Origin of the sequence: Terriglobus albidus, assembly GCF_025685425.1 — a bacterium.
GTDB lineage: Bacteria > Acidobacteriota > Terriglobia > Terriglobales > Acidobacteriaceae > Terriglobus > Terriglobus albidus.
The window spans coordinates 1-20315 of record NZ_JAGTAS010000018.1; the positions used below are offsets into that span (position 1 = coordinate 1).

14 protein-coding genes, 1 tRNA gene and 1 pseudogene are annotated in these 20315 nt (G+C 55.8%); 7 read left to right on the forward strand and 9 right to left on the reverse strand.

The annotated features are described in order from the left end of the window. Positions 1-148: 148 nt before the first annotated feature. From OHL21_RS00115 to OHL21_RS00140, 6 genes are all read right to left on the reverse strand, one after another. Positions 149-3616, reverse strand: a complete 3468-nt coding sequence (locus OHL21_RS00115; protein ID WP_263415216.1) for an Ig-like domain repeat protein — start codon at positions 3614-3616, stop codon at positions 149-151. Positions 3617-3703: 87 nt separating this feature from the next. After that, a complete protein-coding gene (lepB, locus tag OHL21_RS00120; RefSeq protein ID WP_263415217.1) occupies positions 3704-4492 on the reverse strand; it encodes a signal peptidase I in 789 nt (262 codons plus the stop codon). After that, positions 4485-5246, reverse strand: a complete 762-nt coding sequence (gene rnc, locus OHL21_RS00125) for a ribonuclease III (protein ID WP_263415218.1) — start codon at positions 5244-5246, stop codon at positions 4485-4487. The genes lepB and rnc overlap by 8 nt, the downstream gene beginning before the upstream one ends. Positions 5247-5299: 53 nt before the next feature. Next, entirely contained in the window at positions 5300-7060 is a 1761-nt protein-coding gene (locus tag OHL21_RS00130; RefSeq protein ID WP_263415219.1) for a tetratricopeptide repeat protein, read from the reverse strand. A 73-nt stretch (positions 7061-7133) separates the two neighbouring features. Continuing rightward, entirely contained in the window at positions 7134-7814 is a 681-nt protein-coding gene (locus tag OHL21_RS00135) for an anti-sigma factor (RefSeq protein WP_263415220.1), read from the reverse strand. Further along, the gene (locus OHL21_RS00140; RefSeq protein WP_263415221.1) at positions 7811-8512 is read right to left on the reverse strand and encodes an RNA polymerase sigma factor; all 702 of its coding nucleotides are present in this window, start codon (positions 8510-8512) and stop codon (positions 7811-7813) included. Before OHL21_RS00140 ends, OHL21_RS00135 begins: the two co-directional genes overlap by 4 nt. Positions 8513-8796: 284 nt before the next feature. Between OHL21_RS00140 and OHL21_RS00145 the strand changes: the two genes are divergently transcribed. After that, positions 8797-9099 carry a hypothetical protein gene (locus tag OHL21_RS00145; protein ID WP_263415222.1) on the forward strand — a complete coding sequence of 101 codons (303 nt, stop codon included), beginning with the start codon at positions 8797-8799 and terminating at the stop codon, positions 9097-9099. Positions 9100-9211: 112 nt separating this feature from the next. Next, positions 9212-9287, forward strand: a tRNA-Ala gene (locus OHL21_RS00150). 130 nt (positions 9288-9417) lie between these two features. Here OHL21_RS00150 and OHL21_RS00155 read toward each other — a convergent pair. Continuing rightward, on the reverse strand, positions 9418-10737 hold the full coding sequence (locus OHL21_RS00155) for a site-specific integrase (RefSeq protein ID WP_263415223.1): 1320 nt from the start codon (positions 10735-10737) through the stop codon (positions 9418-9420). Between the two features lie 44 nt (positions 10738-10781). After that, on the reverse strand, positions 10782-11021 hold the full coding sequence (locus OHL21_RS00160; RefSeq protein ID WP_263415224.1) for a helix-turn-helix transcriptional regulator: 240 nt from the start codon (positions 11019-11021) through the stop codon (positions 10782-10784). A 305-nt stretch (positions 11022-11326) separates the two neighbouring features. On the opposite strand from OHL21_RS00160, the gene OHL21_RS00165 reads away from it, so the two are divergent. Beyond that, entirely contained in the window at positions 11327-12358 is a 1032-nt protein-coding gene (locus OHL21_RS00165; RefSeq protein WP_263415225.1) for a LysR family transcriptional regulator, read from the forward strand. Positions 12359-12477: 119 nt separating this feature from the next. After that, positions 12478-12837: pseudogene (locus OHL21_RS00170) on the forward strand (hypothetical protein); the annotation flags it as partial. Here OHL21_RS00170 and OHL21_RS00175 read toward each other — a convergent pair. Further along, positions 12767-13123, reverse strand: coding sequence for a hypothetical protein (locus OHL21_RS00175; RefSeq protein ID WP_263415293.1), 357 nt, complete (start codon positions 13121-13123; stop codon positions 12767-12769). The pseudogene OHL21_RS00170 and the gene OHL21_RS00175 sit on opposite strands and share 71 nt — an antisense overlap. A gap of 51 nt (positions 13124-13174) precedes the next feature. On the opposite strand from OHL21_RS00175, the gene OHL21_RS00180 reads away from it, so the two are divergent. From OHL21_RS00180 to OHL21_RS00190, 3 genes are all read left to right on the forward strand, one after another. Next, positions 13175-13891, forward strand: a complete 717-nt coding sequence (locus tag OHL21_RS00180) for a hypothetical protein (RefSeq protein ID WP_263415226.1) — start codon at positions 13175-13177, stop codon at positions 13889-13891. Between the two features lie 1228 nt (positions 13892-15119). After that, positions 15120-15413 (forward strand): hypothetical protein, encoded by a 294-nt coding sequence (locus OHL21_RS00185; protein ID WP_263415227.1) that lies wholly within the window; start codon positions 15120-15122, stop codon positions 15411-15413. Positions 15414-15430: 17 nt separating this feature from the next. Next, positions 15431-20212 (forward strand): RHS repeat domain-containing protein, encoded by a 4782-nt coding sequence (locus tag OHL21_RS00190; RefSeq protein ID WP_263415228.1) that lies wholly within the window; start codon positions 15431-15433, stop codon positions 20210-20212. The last annotated feature ends 103 nt before the right edge of the window (positions 20213-20315 follow it).

The window sequence follows — 20315 nt, forward strand, 5'->3', positions numbered from 1 at the left end:
TTCGATGAGTGTGATCGCGCGTTGACGTTTCCGCTCCAGCTCCTCCGCACTGCCGACTGGACGCATCATGCCTCCTCGACTGCTCGGATAATAGTATAGGACATTATTTAAGCAGGAATCAATAGCCACTTGAAATGTAAGCGCTTATCTATGGCTCAATGACGATGGAGAAGTTGAAGGACTGCGTCGATCCTCCATTAGCGGTTGTCTGAGCATTGATCGTAACGGTCTGCTGCCCTGTCGCTGCTGAGTTCGAGGTAGTCTTTGGGCTACCACCACATCCGCTTGTTGGCAATAAGAGCATTGCGGCGAACAGCACCAGCAATCCGCGCTGTAGCATGCGGCGTCGACGTAAGCCGAAGGCGAGCAACGGCAACGCGAGGATCGCAGCCAGGGGCACGTTCGAAGCGCTCGTAAGAGCGGCGGAGCTCGTGCGTGTACTCACCGTAATGGTTGTGGTTTGCGGTTGGTTGTCGCCGTTGAAGGTCAGTGTTGCCGGCGCGAAGCTGCAGGAGACGCTGGCGGGCAGGTTGCCGCAGGAGAAGGTTAACGTGCCGGTGTAGTTGCCGGTCGGTGTCGCGGTGATCGTCGCTGTACCACTCTGTCCCTGTTTGATAGTCAACGTGGTCGGATTGGCTGCAAGGCCGATTCCGAAGAGCACGACGGTCTCATTGAACGCAGCGGAGATGACAGTGTTGAAGTTCGCGTCGCCGGTGTAAAGTGCGGCGATGGTATGAACTCCGGTGGTGGAGAAGGTGGTTGTGACGCTGCCCATTCCGCTGATTAGAGGCGCACTGCCCAGTAGAGTGGTGCCTTCATAGAAGCCCACGGTGCCCGTTGGCGTTCCGTAGGATGCGGCAAGGGCGGCACGGAAGGTCGTTGCTACTCCGGTTCCAACACCGATCGTAATCGGTGAAGTCTGGGTCACGGTGATCGAGGGTGTCGCCTTGTTGACGACCAGCGTTGTCGAGGCTGTGGCGCTGTTGTAGTCTACGGCGTCGGTCGGAGTGAAAGTGGTCGAGAGCGTCTGTGACCCAACTCCCAGGACTGCACCTGCTGCAGGTGAGTAGGCAAAGGCGCCGGCCACTGAGCTGGTTGCATTCAACTGCGTTGTCGACAGTGCTGTTCCATAGGTGATGGCTGCCGGAGCCGCCCAGGTGACCGAAGGCGTTGCTTTGTTCACCACCAAAGTCGTTGTGGCTGTGGTGCTGTTGTACGTCGTCGTGTCGGTAGGAGTAAAGGTTGCAGAGAGCGTCTGGGAGCCAACCCCCAGGACGGTACCTGCGGCGGGCGAATAGACAAAGGTTCCTGCCACCGAGCTCGTTGCATTCAACTGGGTTGCCGACAGCGCCACCCCGTAGGTGATAGCCGCGGGCGTCGTCCAGGTAATCAAAGGGGTAGTCTTTGACACTACTTCATTGTAGGGAGCCAATGTGACAGTGTTGAAGTTGTTGTCTCCGCTATAAATTGCGGTAATGACGTGCGAGCCTTCAGACGAGAAGGTTGTAGTCAGGGTTGCCGCTATACCACTAACCGGTGCTGATCCAATCGCAGTCGAGCCATCGTAGAAGGTCACAGTTCCAGTGGGCGTTCCATAGATGGCCGAGAGGGTAATACGTAGTGTTGTGGCCGTTCCAACATGTGTGCCTGTTGTCGCAGGTGAGGTTTGCGCGATGGAGATGAAAGGCGTTGCCTTATCGACAACCAGTGTCGTGGTTACGGTCGCATTGTCGTACCACAACCTATTGGTTGGCGTGAAGGTTGTCGATAACGTCTGCGACCCAGCGTTCAGTACAGTTCCCGCTGCGGGTGAGTAGGCAAGGCTGCCTGCAACTGTCGTGCTTGCATTCAACTGTGCTGAAGAAAGAGCCGTGCCGTACGTAATCGCCGCAGGTGTGGTCCAGCTAATGTTTACAGGGAGATAGTTGATATGCACGGAGATCGGTGCGCTGGTGGCAGGTGTGAACTCTGAGTCTCCGGCGAACTTCGCCGTGATGCTATGCGACCCGGCAGAGAGAAAGAACAATAAGCTCGGGATGTCCACTGATCCAACGCCCAAAGGGGCGGAGGCCAAGAAAGTTGATCCCTCATAGAGGTCGATGTTCTCACCATGCGTGTTGTGATTACTGTCGCTGGACGGAGACAATGTCGCTGTAAACATTACCGATTGACCAGCGTTTGCCGAACTAGGGTTGACGGCAAGTGTCAATGTGGTTGGAGTTCGCGCAAGCACGCTGACAGTATTCGAAGTCGCGTCCGGGTAATTAACATCTCCCGGATACTGCGCTTGAATGGAATTATTTGTTGGTGGTGCAAGCAGCGTAACGCCCGTCACTTCGGCGGTATACACCGTTGGCGTAGTAAATACTGAAAGCCAGTTGCTTGCATCGAATCGTTGACTGTACACGGCGATATCAGAGGCAGCATCTCCGTTGAAGTCTGGCAGATATGACGGAATAGTCTCCAGTATGGGTGTAATCGTGATGTAACCAGTCTTGGTGGGGAACGCGCCTGTACCGTCGCCGAAGGCAACCGCAACCTCGAAGGAGCTCCCATTATAGGTGGGAGAGCTTGAATACGTCGCTAACAGGCCGACGTCGGCTTTTCCATCTCCATTGAAGTCTCCGGTAAAGTACTTGACGTCGGACAGTGTCCCGTTCTCAAATCCCAACGTCATGTCAACCGTTATCGCTGTTTGGAAGCTACCATCTCCATTGCCCAGCAGGAGCGTCTTGTCTGCCGTAAAGACATCCAGCTTTCCGTCGTGATTGAAGTCGGAGACGAGGACCCCCTTGGAATAGGCGGATGCGGCAGGAACAGCGACGAACGTTCCATTCGCCTGCCCCAGATATACGCCACCCGTAGTGAACAGATCTGTTCGTCCATCCTGGTTAAAGTCACCAGCCAGTTGTGCAGTGATCGTGGTGGCAGTCGCGCTCTGGAAGGTGCCATCGCCATTCCCGAAGAAGATGTTCTTCGTGGTGATGTTGTAGATGTCCTGTTTCCCATCGCCATTGAAATCACCCGCGAGAGGAACGGCCGCCAGGGTGCCGTCGGGGATAGTGGCCAGAGACGTGAAGGTACCATCTCCATTGCCTCGTTGCAGATACATGCCGCCGGAAGAAGAGTGGGGCTGGACAACATCCAGCTTACCGTCATTATTGAAGTCTGCGACGGCAGCCGGTCCGCCTCCGCTGGTAGTCTCAGTTCCCGAGAATGTTCCGTCGCCGTTTCCGTGGAGAAAGGCTATCCCGGGCCCACTTTCCGGATAGATAAGGTCAGCCTTTCCGTCATTGTCGAAGTCAGCGGCATAGAGGGAGGTCGTGTTGTAGGCCTCCGCAATGGCTGTCTGATCATAATTCAAGACGGGAACAGGAGAACCGAATGTGGCGGTTGCGAGAGTGTTGTTATTCGCTGTGAGATTGACGAATGAGACATTGCCCGTCGGAGCGGCGGCAAGAACCGCAGAGGTAAATTTTGCAGTTAGTGTATGCGCGTCCTGTGACTCCGGAGTTTCGGTAAGTTTGAGCGTGTATCGCCCGGCGGTCTGGGCCGAGAGACCTACAGAAAACGCAAGGCATACTGCGGTGCAACCAACGGCAGCGAAGCGGTTCATAAATTGTCCTGAGAAAAAGAGAATCGTGCAATTCCAAGTAAAGCGTGACTTTACCGGCTAGTCAACCGTTTGGGTGTTATCGCTCAGTTAACGTGGGATGGTAAACATGCGGCTCCAGCGGGCCAGTCCATGGATACCCCGCTGCTGTTCCTCCGGTGCTGGCACTGAGAAATACACCAGCATCGGCATGCCCTCGGCGAACTCCCGCGGCATGAATCCCCAGTAACGGCTGTCGCGGCTGTTGTTACGGTTGTCGCCCATCATGAAGTAATTGCCTGCGGGAAGAATAAGATCGCCGTTGTCGATCAGCGTGCGCATCTGCATCCACCACTGTGCATCGATCTCCGGGTCGGCATCGTGCAGCGTCGGGAAGTTATCGCGGAAGTGGTCAGGCCGTGACGGGATGTAGATCGCGTATGGCTCTTCGATCGGTTGGCTGTTGATCAACACACGTCCGCCCCGCAAACGAATGCGTTCTCCTGGTTGCGCAATGGTTCGTTTCACCAGGTGATCGTTCGCATCCAGCGGATTATGGAAGACAATGATGTCGCCCCGCCGAGGATCGCGATAGGGCATCAGCCAACGCCAGGCACCACCGGGCGCGTAGATCTGCTTATTGACCAACAGAAAGTCGCCGACCAGCAGCGTGTTTTCCATCGAGCCGGAAGGAATACGATATGGCTGCGCTAGAAAGGTGATGATAAAGATCGCTACCGTAATAATCGGCAGCAGGCTGGTGAAGACCTCAAGTGGACCATTCGCCGGCAGCTCTCGCCGGGTGACGACGAACGTCTTCCGCACAACTGTCTCGCCCGGCGTCTGTACGACGACGACTTCGGCAGCGGCTTCGACGATCTCATCCTTCTGGTCAGACATCAGCGGCTAGTAATCTTTCATAGGCTACGCGTGCGGCAGCCTGCTGTGCTTCCTTTTTCGTGCGTCCTTCAGCCTCGGCAGCGGCTTCGACCTGTTCCCGCAGCTGCACCTGTACACGGAAACGCTTTTTATGATCGGGGCCGCTCTCTTCTACAACCGTGTACTTTGGCTGGCCCTTACCTCGCGCCTGCAGAAACTCCTGTAAGGCGCTCTTGTAATCTCCAATCGCTCCGCCGAACCGCGCACCCTCGGTGACGGCGAGACTCAGCTCTTCGATCTTCGGAGCAATGACATGTTGCTCGACGAATGTTCGCGCCGGTGACAATCCACCATCCAGATACATCGCGGCAATCACTGCTTCAAGCGCATTTGAGAGCAGCGCACGTTTCTGGCGGCCGCCGCTCTGCTCTTCTCCTCGTCCCAGGCGAAGATAATTGCCGAGAGTCAAGGCTTCGGCCACTTCCCCTAGATGCGAACGGCTTACCAGCAGAGCACGCATGCGCGTCAGCTCGCCTTCTGTCAGCTTGGGAAAACGCGTATAGAGAGCTTCGGCGACCAGCAGACCCAGTACAGCGTCTCCCACAAACTCAAGCTGCTCATTGTCCTTACCGACGGTTGCACCGTTGGCGCTTTCGGCGGCAAGAGAGCTGTGTGTCAGCGCAGTCTCCAGCAGGTCCGGACGATGGAACTTATAGCCAAGCGCCAATAGCAGGGAATCGAGCTCCATCGGGCCGTTTTGTTTTTTCGCTCGCATTCAAGGACCTAATCTCGTTCGCCGCCAGTCTCGTTCGCTAGTGGTATCCGCCGCTATTGCTTGGGCCGGTAGGCCTCTTTTTCCTTCCTGCCGGTAGGATCAATCGGTTCGTTATCTTCATCGTCGCTGGTGGCGTGCTCCCGCTTCGGCGCCGTGAATGGTTTCTTTAGTCCAGCTTCGGCAGCAAGCTTCGTGTCCGGGCGAGCATCACGCACCGCAAGTGCGGCCTTGTATTCATTGATAGCGCGAGCGCGATCCGGTTCGCGCTGCGTGTCATACATCCGTCCCAGGTAGATATGGGTCCATGCAAGCGTACGTGGATCCTTCGAGAGTTTCAGCACCTGGTTGAACTCGTCGAGGGCATCATCCGGATTGCCGTCAAGCACTGCGATGCGTGCCTTCAGATAGTGCGCCTGCGGGTCGTTCGGATTCACTGCCAGCGCTTTCTGCGCCATCTCGTCGGCGCCTGCGCGATCACCTTTCATGAGCTTGATCTCTGCGAGATCGAGACCCTTCGGCTGACGCACCGGAGTACGGCCTACAAACTCACGCGTGCCTTCGGGAAAGAACTGAATGTTCTTGGCCACACTCACCTGGTGCTGCACGTCCATGCCGTAGACGATCTCGCCAATGCTGTCCTTCAGAGCTTCGTTCGTGTGCTCCAGTTGAGCCAGCTTGCCGTATAGATAATCGGTCAACACGTAGCCGAGACGCATATCGCGATCTACCAGGCGTTGGCGCACGATCTCTGCGCGGCGCTCATAGTCGGCAAGGTCTGCTTCGTACTTTTCCATCTCGCTGCGCTGCTTGACCTGCGATGGCTTCTTCGGCTTCGGGAAGCCGACATCCATCACACGCGCCTCAATGGCCTTGATCATGCACTCGGTGGTGAGCGCCACCATGTCGTTCTTATAGATGAACTCCAGGGGAGCGTCCTGCACCGTCTTCAGCAGCGGAGTCAGCCGATCGATTGACTGCGGCCGGGCATAGATCATCGGCTCTACCAGGTAGTGCAGGTACATGTGGCGGACATCATCCAGCCGTACCTCCGCGCCCTGCGTGGGAGAGAACGCCACAACATAATCGAGGCCATAGACGCGCGCATTCACTGCTGCCGGAGCGAACATCGGCTCCATGAAGACCAGGAAGCGACGGCCGTCGTAGCTCGAGACCGGTTGGTGCAGATAGATGTTTGAATCCAAGATAGCTTTGGTCAGCGGATCGTGGATGCGGGCAATCAGTTCTTCGTACTCCGGACGGTGGCGCACCCAGATCAAGTGGAGTTGCGTCGTCTCGGCAAAGGTGCGCAGCAGGGGCAGGATTTCGACCACCTGCGCGGCGTCCGGCGGCAGCTCGGTCAGATCAGTGATCGGTGTCAAAGCCGGCGGCGGATTGAGGTAGATGCCAAGTGACACAAACTGCGAGAGATTTCGCGTCGAATCGCCCAGGTCGTGGGCAGCGATGTAGGCGCAGACTTTGTCTCGGGCATCGCGCGCTTCGGCGCTGTCCTGCAGGACGGAATTAAGGTCGTCGCGGACCTTCTGGCGTACTGGGGAAGAGTTCGCGAGGTCCGCGTCATAGCCGCAGGCGTTCATCGCCGCTCCAATATCGAAGAGCGACTCGCTCGGTTCCAGTTGGATGCCGGAGCCGGCTCTTTCCACGCCGCCCAGCCGCAAAGGGCCGGGCTGGGCCGGTTGCGAGGTGGAATCCGGCGGAGCCTGAGACGAAGACGAGCTGGAAGACGACTGTTGTGCGGCTGCCGTCAGGGGCAGGGCGAAGAGCAATCCAAGCGAAATGATGCGGTTTAAATACACGGCTGATCAGTCTGACGTACCGGAATAGTCTACGTCAGCCGACCATGCACTGAAGAGAGGGGGTAGGAGAGGCCTAGCCCCGAACCGAAATACCTGAGAAGGTAAGGATGATGCGGCTCCGTACCGGGGTTCCGAAGACCTTGGCCGGTTCGTAGACGCTCACCAGCAGCCGCTGCTCCAGGTTATGGCGGGCGTCGGCCGAAAGCGTTCCGGAGACGATGTTGTAGTCGTAGATCTGCCCACGGGCGTTCAACAGGGCCTCGACCACGACAGGATTGTCTGCATCGACCACAACGCCATCCATATTTGCCGCCGAATATTTGTAATGCGGCTGGCTGTAGGCGCCCAGATCGTCATCGGCCATGACCGACTGAGCCGTCGGTGTCACCGCAGTCAGCATGCCCAGCATGCCGCCCACGATGATGGTGGCAGAGGCGAGCCCGGCAGCCGTGCGCAGCGCAAACGGGCGCAGGGTATTGGCCCAGGCCAGCTCCAGACGATCCTTCCAGGTCGTATTGCTCTTAACTTTTTCGTGCGAGATGGCCAGCCGCAGCTTCAAGCCAAGATTCTCCGGCGCTTTTGCCGTGCCGATCATTGCCAGGCTGTGCTGCATGGTGCGCCAGCCGGCGAACTCCGCCTTGCAGGCTTTGCAGCTTTCCAGATGCGAGCTTACGTCCATCATCTCGTGGCCGGTAAGAGCCCCGTCGAGATAGTCCGAGAAGAGGGCGCGCACATGTTCACAGTTTGTATTCATCGTGCAGCCTCCAGCCACTTCTCCGTTGCTCGTTTGGATGCGGCGGCTCTCTGTTCGGATTCGAGAGCTTCGCGCACTTCCAGTGCCTGCCGCATTGCTGCGCGTCCGCGCATCAAACGGCTCTTTACCGTGCCCATGTTGATATCGAGAATCTCTGCGATCTCGTCATAGGCGAATCCTTCAATCTCGCGCAGGATCAGCACCGTCCGGAACGACTCCGGCACCTCATGCAGTGCTGCCTCCACCCGGGCGCGCATCTCGCTGCGGATGGCCATATCGAAGGGCGACCCATCCTGCGATGCCAGCGTGTCCCGCAGGTAAAAACTCTCTCCGGGCTCGTCCGATTCGAACTCCCCGTCGATGGTGATCTCCTGCTTCTTATGTCGCTTCCACCAGCGGCGCTGATTGCTTGCTTCATGCAGCGCAATCCGGTAGATCCAGGTTCTCAGCGAAGAGTCTCCATGAAAGCTTCCAATATTGCGGAAGACTTTAATAAAGACGTCCTGGGTGATGTCGGCGGCGTCAGCCGGATCCTGCAGGCTGCGGGCAATCAGAGAATAGATGGGCTGTGAATACTGCCCAATCAGCTGCGCGAAGGCTTCTTCCGAGCCAGCCTTCAGCTCAGCCACCAAAGCGGCATCCTCCGCACGAATTCCGATCGCACTTACCAGGTTTCCCATAGCCGTTCCAGCCTGCATCGGGGGTGTCCTCTAAGGTACGACGTCCGGGATTTCCAAAGCAAATCGCCCCATCCCGGAGAATGAGCAAAAACTGCGCCGCCGGCGGCCGAGTGCTCGCTCACTCTAGAGAGATAGACACCAGAGGTTGCCTGAAATGTTCCCGTAACTGCAACTATTTTTGTGCTTGCCGTGCCACTTATTAGGCGTATCAGCGAATTTGGGTGAGTCGATGCCCACGACTTTTCCCCGAAACCGCCATTTAAACCCTTATCGGGCCATACAAGAGCCCGGAGGAGATATCGATGAACAAAAAACTTATCCTCGCAATCCTTGGTGCCGCTCTCGCCGTGTCGGCGGCCGCGGCAGAGGCGCAGGTCTATGTCCGCATTGGACCTCCCCCTCCTGTGCGTGAGGTCGTTCCCGTCCGGCCCGTCGGCCATCCGAACTGGGTCTGGCAGCCTGGCTATCATCGCTGGGACGGAGCCCGCTACGTCTGGGTTCCAGGAGCGTATGTCGCTCCGCCACGGCCTTATGCACGCTGGGTTCCAGGCCATTGGGTCCGTCGCCGTGACGGCTGGTTTTGGATCGACGGTCACTGGAGATAAGGTCACCGCGAGCTGAAGGGCGTTCCTCGCCCTTCAGCTCGTTTGCCTTACCGTGCCCGGGTTTGACTTGCCCCGCAAAGCAGGAGAAAATAAAGAAGTCCTTCCCGAGAGTGGGCCTGTGGCGCAGCTGGGAGCGCGCTTCCATGGCATGGAAGAGGTCATCGGTTCGATCCCGATCAGGTCCACCAAATAACCCTTTACAAATCAAATAGATGCCGGAAGCTGAGCGCTTCTCCCTTCCGCGACTTTGTCGCAAGTTTGTCGCAAACTCCACGACCTCTTCCATAAAGCGACGACTGCTTCCATATTTCCGCCAGCTCATTGGTTTCCCTCGTCGGCTTCGGAGTCCCAGCGCACCCCCAGACCGCGAAGAAGAATATCGTCCGCCGCACTGAATTGCGGCGTCTCTTTTTCCGTCTGCCCCGATGGCCGGTTCGGCTCCGGCTGTACGCCGGATGGCCTCGCCGCTTCGGGACCCGAGGGGCGATTGCCCTGAAGCTCGTCGAAGATCAGGTTGACCGCCATGCGTACCTCCGGCTCCAAAGACTGCATATAGATATCGGTCGTCGTCGAGGCCTTCGAGTGGCGCATGATGCCCTGAATGTCTTTGACGTGGCCCTTGGACTTGCCCAAGGTTGCGATGGTCCGCCGAATTACTTGAAAGTTCAGCTTCGGCAGCTCCAACTCCCGTGCGAGTTTGTGCAGCACCCGCTTGCGGTAATTGCTTGGGTCCATCGGTCCTCCGAAGCGCCCGGGAAACATGAAGGCGCCTGGAGAAACATCCTCGCCGCTCTTGCGGCACTCCTCCCGATACTGCGTGATCTCATCCCCGAGTACGTCGGCGATCGGAACCCGCGTGATGCTTCCTTTGGTTTTGCCGTAAGGCCGGATCTTCCCCTTGTAGAGAGTCTCTTGGATGTCCAGGACGTTGGTCTCTTCAAGGAAGCAGCGCCACCGCAGAGGAAACAGCTCGCTCGGACGAAGTGCGTTGGACATGTCGAGCTTCATCAGAATCCAGTCACGCAATCCGAGTTCACCGAGCTTCGCCAGAGCTGCGCGAAGCTGATCCCACGTCAAGGTCGTTCGATCAACTTCACGTAGGTTCGCCGGCACCTTAACCATGCGCGCAGGATCTTTTTGAAGGAAGTCCTGATCGACTGCCTCGGCAAAGATAGCTCGCACGTAAGAACGGATCTGCAAGACCGTGTCCTTGGAGCGGGTTTTGGCCAGCTGATTAAGGTGGTTCTGAAGAACGAACTTGTCGAAGTTCTCCAGCCGGATCTCTTCGAACTCGTCCAAGAGAAAGGCCTGAATCAAATACTTCTTGGTCTTGGCCGTCTCTTCTCGCCAGTCCGCCTCTTTCAGTGGCAGATAACGGTTGCGGACAAACCAGCCGAAGGTGACGGTTCCGTTTTTGACCGTTCCATCTTCGATGGTCTGCCCAGTAAGCCGGACGATCTCGCGCTCCAACTTCTCCCGCGCTTCTCTCTTAGTCATCTCTGACTTCAGACCGAGCAGGATCGGAGTCGAGGCCATCCTGGGTTGGTCGGTCTCCGGATCGAGAATGGTGCGGCGGAAGTAGCCGTACCATTTCTTGCCTCGCTCCGAAACCCAACCCCTCTGGTGCGACTTGCCCATGTGTTCCTCAGTTCTGTGGGGGAAGACAAGCGGGCCTCTCCATTTTAACGTTGTTTTCTGCGTAAAACGGAGGCGCGTTCGCGCTCGTTGACGAACTCTTCGATCTCACGCGGGCGATAGCGCAGGGCGCCGTCGCTCAGACGAATGACAGGAAGGTAGGGCTTCTTGCGCGACGAGTGATCCCACACCCAATCGAGGCTCACGTTGAGAAGCCCGGCGACATCTTCTGCAGTGAGAAGGGGCTCCATTGCAGGCATCTGCGGAACGATAGCGGCCAAGGACATACGGTTATCTCCAAAGCGGGATGCTTCCGCGTCGCAAGCTACGACACGTCTTCAGGCTGTCGCGCGATGGAGCCTCTGTCCAATACGTTTCATTTATCGGGTGATAAATCGTAGCTATCGGCCACGCACTGAATCGTTGATTCAGAGCGAGATTCGGTGCTGAGAGTAAATTTGGCCAACTGCACCCTTTCTGTTGCTCATCGGTGTCTTACTAGGCAGGATATCCACAGGGAGCGGCGCGGAATAGCACCCCGTTCGGCTCCGCCTATCGCATCGAACGCTCTTTCTTCGTCGAGTAGGGAGCTATGTACGATTGGGCTGAACTTCGCCACTTCCGGTATCTCCTCGTCATCCTGGAAAAGCAGGGATTACGGGCGGCAGCCGACGAACTGCATACGTCGCAGCCTAATCTGAGCGTGCAGGCCCGGCAGTTTCAAGAGAACGCTTCCGTCCGCCTCTTTCGCCGAATGAAGAACGGTCGTATCCGGCCCACAGAGACGGGCATCGCATTCATTGCGCTGGCACGGCTATTGCTGGAGACCCGCGATGAAGTCATCAATGCTCTGATGGCGATCGAGAAGGGCGAGATCGCCTCCGTACGTTTCGGATGCACACCGCTGGTGGATCAAGCGCTGTTCCGCAATTTCTGCTCTGCTCACAAAGAGCTATTGCCGACTTGTTCGATTCGTCCTACCCACGGTGATACCGCTCAGCTTGCCGAAGAGGTGCTGGCAGGCAGTGTCGATAGCGCGATCGTTACGTTGCCACTGGAGCATCCGGATCTATGCATCGAAGAGATACGTAAAGATCGGCTCGTAGTCTGCCTCAGAAAAGACAATCCATTAGCGATAAAACTGGCCTTGCTGCCGAGTGATCTGCAGCACAATCTCGCCGTTCTTTATCACCCGCAAAGGCATCCCCATGCTCACGTGAGGCTGCTCGAACTCTTAGCCGAAGCTGGCGTCAGAGTGGAGGAGTATTCCCACGCTTCCCATCCGACAGAAATGCAGATGCTGGTGAAGGAGGGGCATGGCCTGGCCCTCATCCGGGAAGGAACGTTGCTGGATGAAGACCTCACAACACGTCCCATCATGGGAGTGAATTGGACGGTCGACACCGCGATTATCTACCACAAGCGGCACTATCCGAAGACCGTCCCCCTCCTCATAAAAAAGCTAAGAAGACAGATGAATGGCGACGGCCACGACCTCCGAACGAATCATGTTTCTGTTGCATCGTGCAGCTTGAGGCCTATCTCGAAGCGTCCGCCCCAGAGTGCGACGAATCGACCAATGCAGTTGGTGTTGCTTCAGGAAAATTCCCGTGATTCCAGGTGAGACCAATGCGCGTGATACTCCGGAATTATCACCCGATAAATAGAACGTATTAGACGGGACCGAAGTTTCGCTCAATCATGACGCATATTCGCGGCTGAGACCCGCCGATGGAGGTGCCGATGTATTGCAGAAGCCGTATCGTCCTGCCGACTGAGATCGAATGCACCAAGCGATCATCTCGACTCGGAGTCATAAGAACGCTGACCTTCCTAACCCGCTCGCTTTTACCTGCAGTCATCGCGCTTCTCCCAGCGGCTGTTGCCCATGCTCAGGGAACGATGGATTTCTCCGGGGCAACGACACTGATGTCAACCTTCAAAACTTTCGCGATCTATGCAGGTGCTGTCATCTGTTTCGGCGGCCTGATCTTCGCCGGCATCCGCATGATGTCGGGAAGGTTTCAGGACGCTATTCCTGGCCTTTTCGGCGCGTTGTTTGGCGCCGGAGTTCTCGGTTGGGGAGCCGGATGGATAGGAACTTCCTGCCGACCAGCAGGAGCAGGCGCTCTCGGCTTGTTTCAAAGAAGATTGGAGCGCGGGCGGGCAGAAGTCTCGACGCATTCTTCTGCCCGTCCGCAATCTTCAGTTCTGGATTGAGACGAACGTCCTGCTCTTCCTCAAAGACGCTCCCTTCGACAAGCGCGAGGCTCATCTCGTCGCCATTGCCGGAAGCTGCGTTGATTGCCCGAAGCGGACAGGCCACAACAAACTCCTCTTCTCCGACCTCGGCAAACAGGACGCCTGCACCGACCCAAACTGCTTCCAAGCCAAAGTCTCAGCGCATATTGCCAAGCAGATTGAAGCCAAGCCGCAGTTGGTGCAGATCAGCACCGCCTACGGCAAGCAGCCGGAAGGAAGTAAAGTACTACCGCGCAACCAGTACACGGCAATTCGGGATGAGAAGCCGAAGTCCAAGGAAGAGGCGAAACGTCCCGAGTTCAAGGTCTGCAAGTTCGCCACCGATGCCATCATCACGGAAGGCAACGATGTCGGCACCGTCCACAAGGTGTGTTCCAATCCTTCCTGCCCGGTACATCATCCGAAGCAGCAAGCCAGCCGCGAGGATGAGAAGTGGAAAGCCGAACAGGAGAAGCAGCGGCGGGAGCAAGCCATCGCCAATGCCACCGGCTTGCGCATTCTTGCGGCTATTGGTGCTGCGGTTCCGGTACGGCTAATGAAGCGCGACCTCCTGTTCATCCTTGAGCGGCTAGTTAGCCTTACGGATGAACGGCGTCTGGAGATGCTGGCGCGGCAACATGGCCTCCGCCAGAAGCGGGACAATGGGGGCATTGGCAAGACCTTTGTCGCCTTCATTCGTCGTGCAGATGAAAGCACGTTGTCCAAACTGCTTGTGGCGAGCACCATCCTGATCGCCGCTTCTCGCACCAATCCGGCGACCGTCCTTCGCGATGCCGCAACTCTCTATAAGGTGGATACCGATGCCATCACGCAGAAGGTGAAAGCTGAGTTCGCTGCCAAGATGAAAGCGAAGAAGGAAGCTAAGGCCAATTCAAAAGTTGTCAAAGCGGCATGAGGAAGAAGGGCGGCGAACCTGCCGCCCTTCTTCTTTCATGTCCATGGCGCAGGGAGAACCCCTGCTGGTTTCTCCCTGCAACCCTCATCCGGCTGACAGTCGGCGGTCGCCGCCCGGGCCGCAGGAGTCAAGTTCCTCCTCCTGCACCTTTCCCTAACAGAGGAGCATTTGGGTTGTCGCAAACCCGCCAGGGTTGGGGACATTGGGCGGTTCAGTCGTCACTATCCGCAGTCGGGGCGTTCTCTCCGCGCTGCCCGGTCGGCCGGGGAGATCGATCCTGTTGAGCTCAAATGAATAATTGGTCTCATCTCTTTGGCGCCCGATGCCCCTTATGAACGCATTCACTGTCGGGAAGAGCGCGATCGAACAACGAACAATTTACATTTTGGTGACAAGTCTGGCCTTGACGGCGCGAGGGGCCAACCGGCACGATTGCAGACCTAACGGAGATAGCTTCACAAGAACTACCGATTGAATTTCTTGGCGCAAGCCCTTGATAGAGGCAACTGTTTTATCGCCATTGAGAACGGTTCGATTCGAACGCCATTGAACTGAGCAACCTCCCCTAAACCCACATCGACTTAGTCGAGCGGAAAATAGCTCTCGTTCGTTCTGCAGATCGCATTTCACAAATGTCGTATTAGTTCGTGCCTTGGAGAGTTTCATGAAGCGTGCGACACCGTTGTTTATTTGCCCTCCCCTGCCTTTTCTCTTCTGTTCTCGAAAGATTACGAGCTGGATCCTGGCTATATTAATTTGCACCCCGGTCTCGAGCGTGGCTGGTCAGGCGACATCGACCTCCTCCTCCGCGTCGCATCTTTCAGACGACAGCAAATTCGCAGGTCCACCAGCTGATCTGCGCGCGCTTGGCGCGGCATTTTCGTTGAATACATCCTTCAAGGTCATTGAATTGTCTGGAGAAGTCAGCCGGCCGTTCAACCTGGACACAAGTCCAGCACCCTTTGTCATCACTGTCCAAAGCGACGGGACGACAGAGATGCGAATAAAGACCAACGCGGGAGACTATTGGGAGCGATATTCGACTGTCGGATCGTTGGGCAGCTGTTCAAGTTCCATGGATAGACAGGATCAATCGACACGATCAGCATTTCGATGCTCATCGCCGGTCTCATGGGTCCTACCAGAAGCAACTCTGCAGTCGAGCGATCGGACCGTGCACCTCAAGTCCGCTAGGCAAATAGGCACAGACGACAAGAAACCATCGTTGATGATCACTCTTTGGATTGGCAATTCATCGGACAAATCAATATCGAATGACCCACTGAAGCGCTACACGGCACGTCAGCTAACGATAGATCGAGTCTCCCAGTTGCCGTCATCGCTTCGTTATGAGCTAGCGCCCGTCGGCCCTGTCGCGGCTACCTATTCGCCACCGAGCGTCGAGATCAGATATAGCGACTATCGTAATGTCTCCGGTTACAACATTCCTTTCCGGATCGACAAACTGCTACAGGATCAAGTCCAGAGCAGCTTCACAGTTGAAAACGTATCTGTTCGCTAATGTGAGAGGGCGAAACCATGAATGTCTTGAAAACGTTGAGACTGCATTCGCGGATCTGCGCAAATTTGCTGTTGTTAGGTCTCTTCAACGCGTTATTGACCACTCATTGTGTCGCGCAGCCCGGTGTTGGTCTTCCGAAGTTTGCGCCTATCCAGCAGCAACAAATTGATAACGTTGATCTCGCCACTCTAAATATTCACCTTGATCTTCCGATCTTTCGCAAAAATCAGCGCGGGACGGTGGCTGAGGTAGGCTGGCATTTGACGTATGACAGCAATGCGTATCCCACTCCTGGCCTAGGGTCCTGGAACCAACCCGGGTGGCATCTACAGCAGCAAAATCAGAGAAGCCCAGGTACTCTTCTGTACTCATCGAGCGCCGATCCTTGTCCGTATCCCTATGAGGGATACTCCTTCACCTACTCGGATTATATTCTTATCGATACCAACAACACATATCATTCCTTCAATAACCTTACGACGACGGACTCTCGTGACTGCGGTGGTACCGCCACTTCGGCGACGGGAAGCTCGCCGGATGGGGCCTACACGATAACAGTTGCGCAAGGTCTTCTCGTATCGTCAGTTGACCCATCGGGGATGACCACTTTGAACGGAGGTCCTCCTATCGATACAAACGGAAACATCCTATCGTTTGCTCCGGTCGCCCCATCCTCCAGTACCGATAACACGGGAGCAGTCCTGACCTACCAGGCCAGCTACTTTCCGAATGCTTCCACTTCATCTGAAACATTCGGCTACACAGATTCAAATGGGAACTCGCAGTCGGTCCAGACCACGTACCAGCAGGTCACGATCCTGGCATACAATCCGACTACTCATAATGGCGGCAATCCAATCGCCGGGCCTTGGGCAACGAGTGTTCCGGTTAAGATTACATATCCGGACGGGACCTACTACGCATTCACGTATGAGCCTACTCCCAATCACCCAGGATATGTGACAGGCCGGCTAGCATCGGTCAGACTTCCCACTGGCGGGCTGATCTCATATACCTACTTTGGTGGCGCGGGGAACTATGGCTACATCGACGATGCGCTTGGCACACAGACGACGGCTGGATTGATTAGAACCACGAGCGATGGGGCAACTACTTATACACGTACGGCGTTTAGCGGCAGCCCGTGGCAGGCACCGAATCCCTATACTGTCGCGAGCACCTTGATACACGACCAGCAAGGAAATGAAACGATCGTTGACTCCAACTTTGGTTTCACCCAGTATTACGAAACAAGGCGACGAGTATATTCAGGGGCAGCCACTGGAACTCCGCTCTCGACAATTAACCGATGCTATAACGGCACAACCGGTGACTGTACCGCAGTATCGACAATAAGCATGCCCATCACGAGCATCGACTTGCAGACATCCCTCAATGGAGGAAGCCCGTCGCGCACTATACAGACATACAACGCAAATGGTTTGCCTACAGATTTAGTTGAATATGATTACGGTGCATCAAATCCGACAAGGCATACGATCATCAATTACGCCGCCCTTGGCAACAATATTCTGGACAGGCAATCAAGCGTGACGGTGCAGGACGGCGCTGGTAGTCAGATCAGTCAAACAACTTATGAATATGACCGCTATTCCTTAGCTTCGACAAGCCCTGGACTGCTAGGCCGTCAAGCTGTCAGCGGAGATCGAGGAAACCGGACCACGGTACATCGTTGGGTGAATACAACAGGCACTACGATTGATACGTACTACCACTACGATGATGCCGGTCAGGTCGTTTCATCCACGGACGGACGTGGCAATACCACGAATTTTTCCTATGATCCCGGCACAGATAGTTGCCTGAACAGCACCACTCTGCCAACGCCCTCAAGCGGGGTTCCCCAATCCTTTACTCAAGGATGTGATGCCAATACAAACCTTGTTACATCGAGCACCGATCCCAACGGGACTATCACAACGTATGGGTATGATTCAATGTTGCGTCTTAGATCTACCACCGCTAAGAGTGGTGGGAACACGGTTGCGAGCACGACCGTAGATCTAAGTGGTGGTACGTTGCCGGAGACAATCACAACAACGGTGAAAGCAACCCCGAACCCTGATCAGATATCGATCACTACCCTTGATCCGTATGGCCGAACGTCTTCCGCCGTAAGCAAAGACGGTGCCACGGTTCTGACGACCTATGACTCCCTCGGTCGGGTCAGCTCGGTAACGAATCCGTATTTCAGCCTAAGCGATCCCAGCTATGGCGTCACCGGCTATTCGTATGACGCATTGAACCGAATGACCATGCAATGTCAGCCTGACAACGGAAGTGGAACCATTGTTCCGTGCGTGGCAGGCAATTCCTATAAGCAGTGGTCATATTCAAGCAACACGGTGACCGAGCGGGACGAACAAAATAATTCTTGGCAGCGCACGATGGATGCCTTCGGGCATGTCGCGGGCGTTGTCGAGCCCGGAAATCTTCAGACCAGCTATTCCTACAGTGGCCTGGGGGATCTTACCAATGTGACGCAATATGGTGTGACTGGCGAAGCAGCACGGACTCGATCGTTCGTATACGATTCGCTATCGCGCTTGATTACTGGTACGAATGCAGAGACAGGAACTACTTGTTACGGCACGTGGTCTGGAGGTAACTGCGTCAACGGATATGACGGAAACGGGAACCTGCTTGCCTTGACCGACGGAACAGGCTTCACGGTTAACTATCAATACGATGCGCTCAATCGCAAGACATTCGAATCCGTCAACGACCCGTTCACGACGCATTCTTATGCTCACTCGTTTGTCTATGATCTGGCGTCAATCCCGGGTGTCGCAACCTCGATCAACCCAAAGGGGCGCTTGGTCTACGTCGGAACGTTCTGGCAGGGACCTCCCTTGATCAACAGCTACGGAGTCTTTTACTGGAATCACGATGCTCTTGGAAGAGTGCTCGCGACAAAAACATGCACCCCCCTGACCTGCAGCAGTACGAACAATGCGAGCAGTGGGTGGTACGATCAGACCTACTCCTATGACCTCGCAGGTGACCTCACTAGTTACAGTGATGGCTTCGGAACCACCATCACGCAAAATTACGACAGTGGAGGACGGATATCTTCTGTCACGAGCAGTCTAGTCAATGCGACTCATCCATCCACTCTGTGGACGGCTAACAGTTACAGCCCCATCGGAATCACGCAAGCTACGCTCGGCAATGGCATCGTCACGTCCCGGCAGTATACAAATCGAACATGGCTTCAATCAAACACGGCAGCAAATCAGTCAAACCAGTCTCTCTACAGCGAAGGGCTGAGCTATTATCACAACGGAAATCCTCAGACGGCGAGTGACTCCATCAACGGTAATTGGACCTATCAGTACGACAATCTGAACCGCCTTTCTACTGCGGTAGCGTCGAACATTGGCGTCGGGTGTCAGTTCGGATATGACTCTTTCGGCAATCGAAAACAAGAAGCGCCCTATCAAGGGAGTTGCTTCTCGCCCACCTTTAGCTTCTCTGCTGGCAACAACCAAATCGACGGATATTGTTACGACGGCGCCGGTCGGTTGCTGGACACGATGGGATGCCCGCCGGCCGGATCTCACCATCAATTTATCTACGATGGGTACGGCAACCTCCTGTCCGGAAACTATAATTCCACCAATTCGACGAGCTATACGGTCGACGCCTATGGACGCCGTGTCGCCAAGTATTACGGAGGCCAACTCCAACGCATTTACCTGTACGACATCGATGGCAACCCCGTCTCCGAAATGGACGGGTCGGGCAACTGGCTGCAAATGAATGTACGGGTCAATGGGCAATTCCTCGCGGAGTACAAGGGGAACGACACATATTTCATTCATGTTGATCACTTGGGCTCTGTCAGAGCGCAGAGCAGTTCCAACGGCACTCAAACCGAGAGTTGCTCCAACTTCCCCTTCGGGGATGGACTAACCTGCTCCGCGAGTTCCGCCGGCTACCACTTCACCGGCAAGGAACGGGACCCGGAATCAGGACTCGACTACTTTGGCGCTCGCTATTTTGGGAGTACCATGGGCCGCTTTATATCCCCGGATTGGGCTAGCCGTCCGGAAGCGGTGCCGTACTCCTCACTGGCCAACCCGCAGACCCTAAATCTTTATGCTTACCTCGGAAATAACCCACTTACGGGGGTCGATCCTGACGGTCATACGCCGTTGGATTGCACTGGCGACAATGTGAATGGAATTGGATGCCAGATGATGGCTCAGTGGAACATTCAACACGAAGTCTCATCCGGTGCTTGGGCCGCGAGCGGGTTCGGCAGTGTCACGGTAAGCTACGAGAATGGAATCTATACCGCCCAGCAGCAAGTCACGACAACGAGTGGAACGAGCGGGCGGGATCTAACTCACTTTGCTAGCGTTTCATTCTGGCCAACGGGAGCCGGAGGTTTCGGGCACATCGGAATACAAGTAGATAGCGATGACACGCAAGGCTTCTCAACCCAGGACCCGACACTTCACTGGTGGCAGCGCTTGTTTGGAGCTCCGGCGGCGAGAACAGAGGACGATATTGCCCAACATACCAAGAATGGCGATGTCGCACCGCATTCCTATCTCCACATCCCAATTTCGGCAGACCAGGCCGCGGCAATGCAAGCGGCTATGGCTGCAAGAACAGCCGATCCGGGCCATTACAATCTGTTTTTCAATAACTGCGCTCAATTCGTCGAAAGCGTTCTCCACGCCGGAGGAGTGAGGGGTATACCTCACGGTGAGATTTTTGGCCCTCCGATCTTGTTCGGCGCGCTGTGGTACGCGAACAGTTGGCGATGATCCGATGACCCTAAACTATGACTGTGGGCGAAGCAAGAAGGCGAAGGTGACGCATGGATAGGATGTTTAGAAGGAAGCGGTTTGGGACCATCGCCTGGACTCT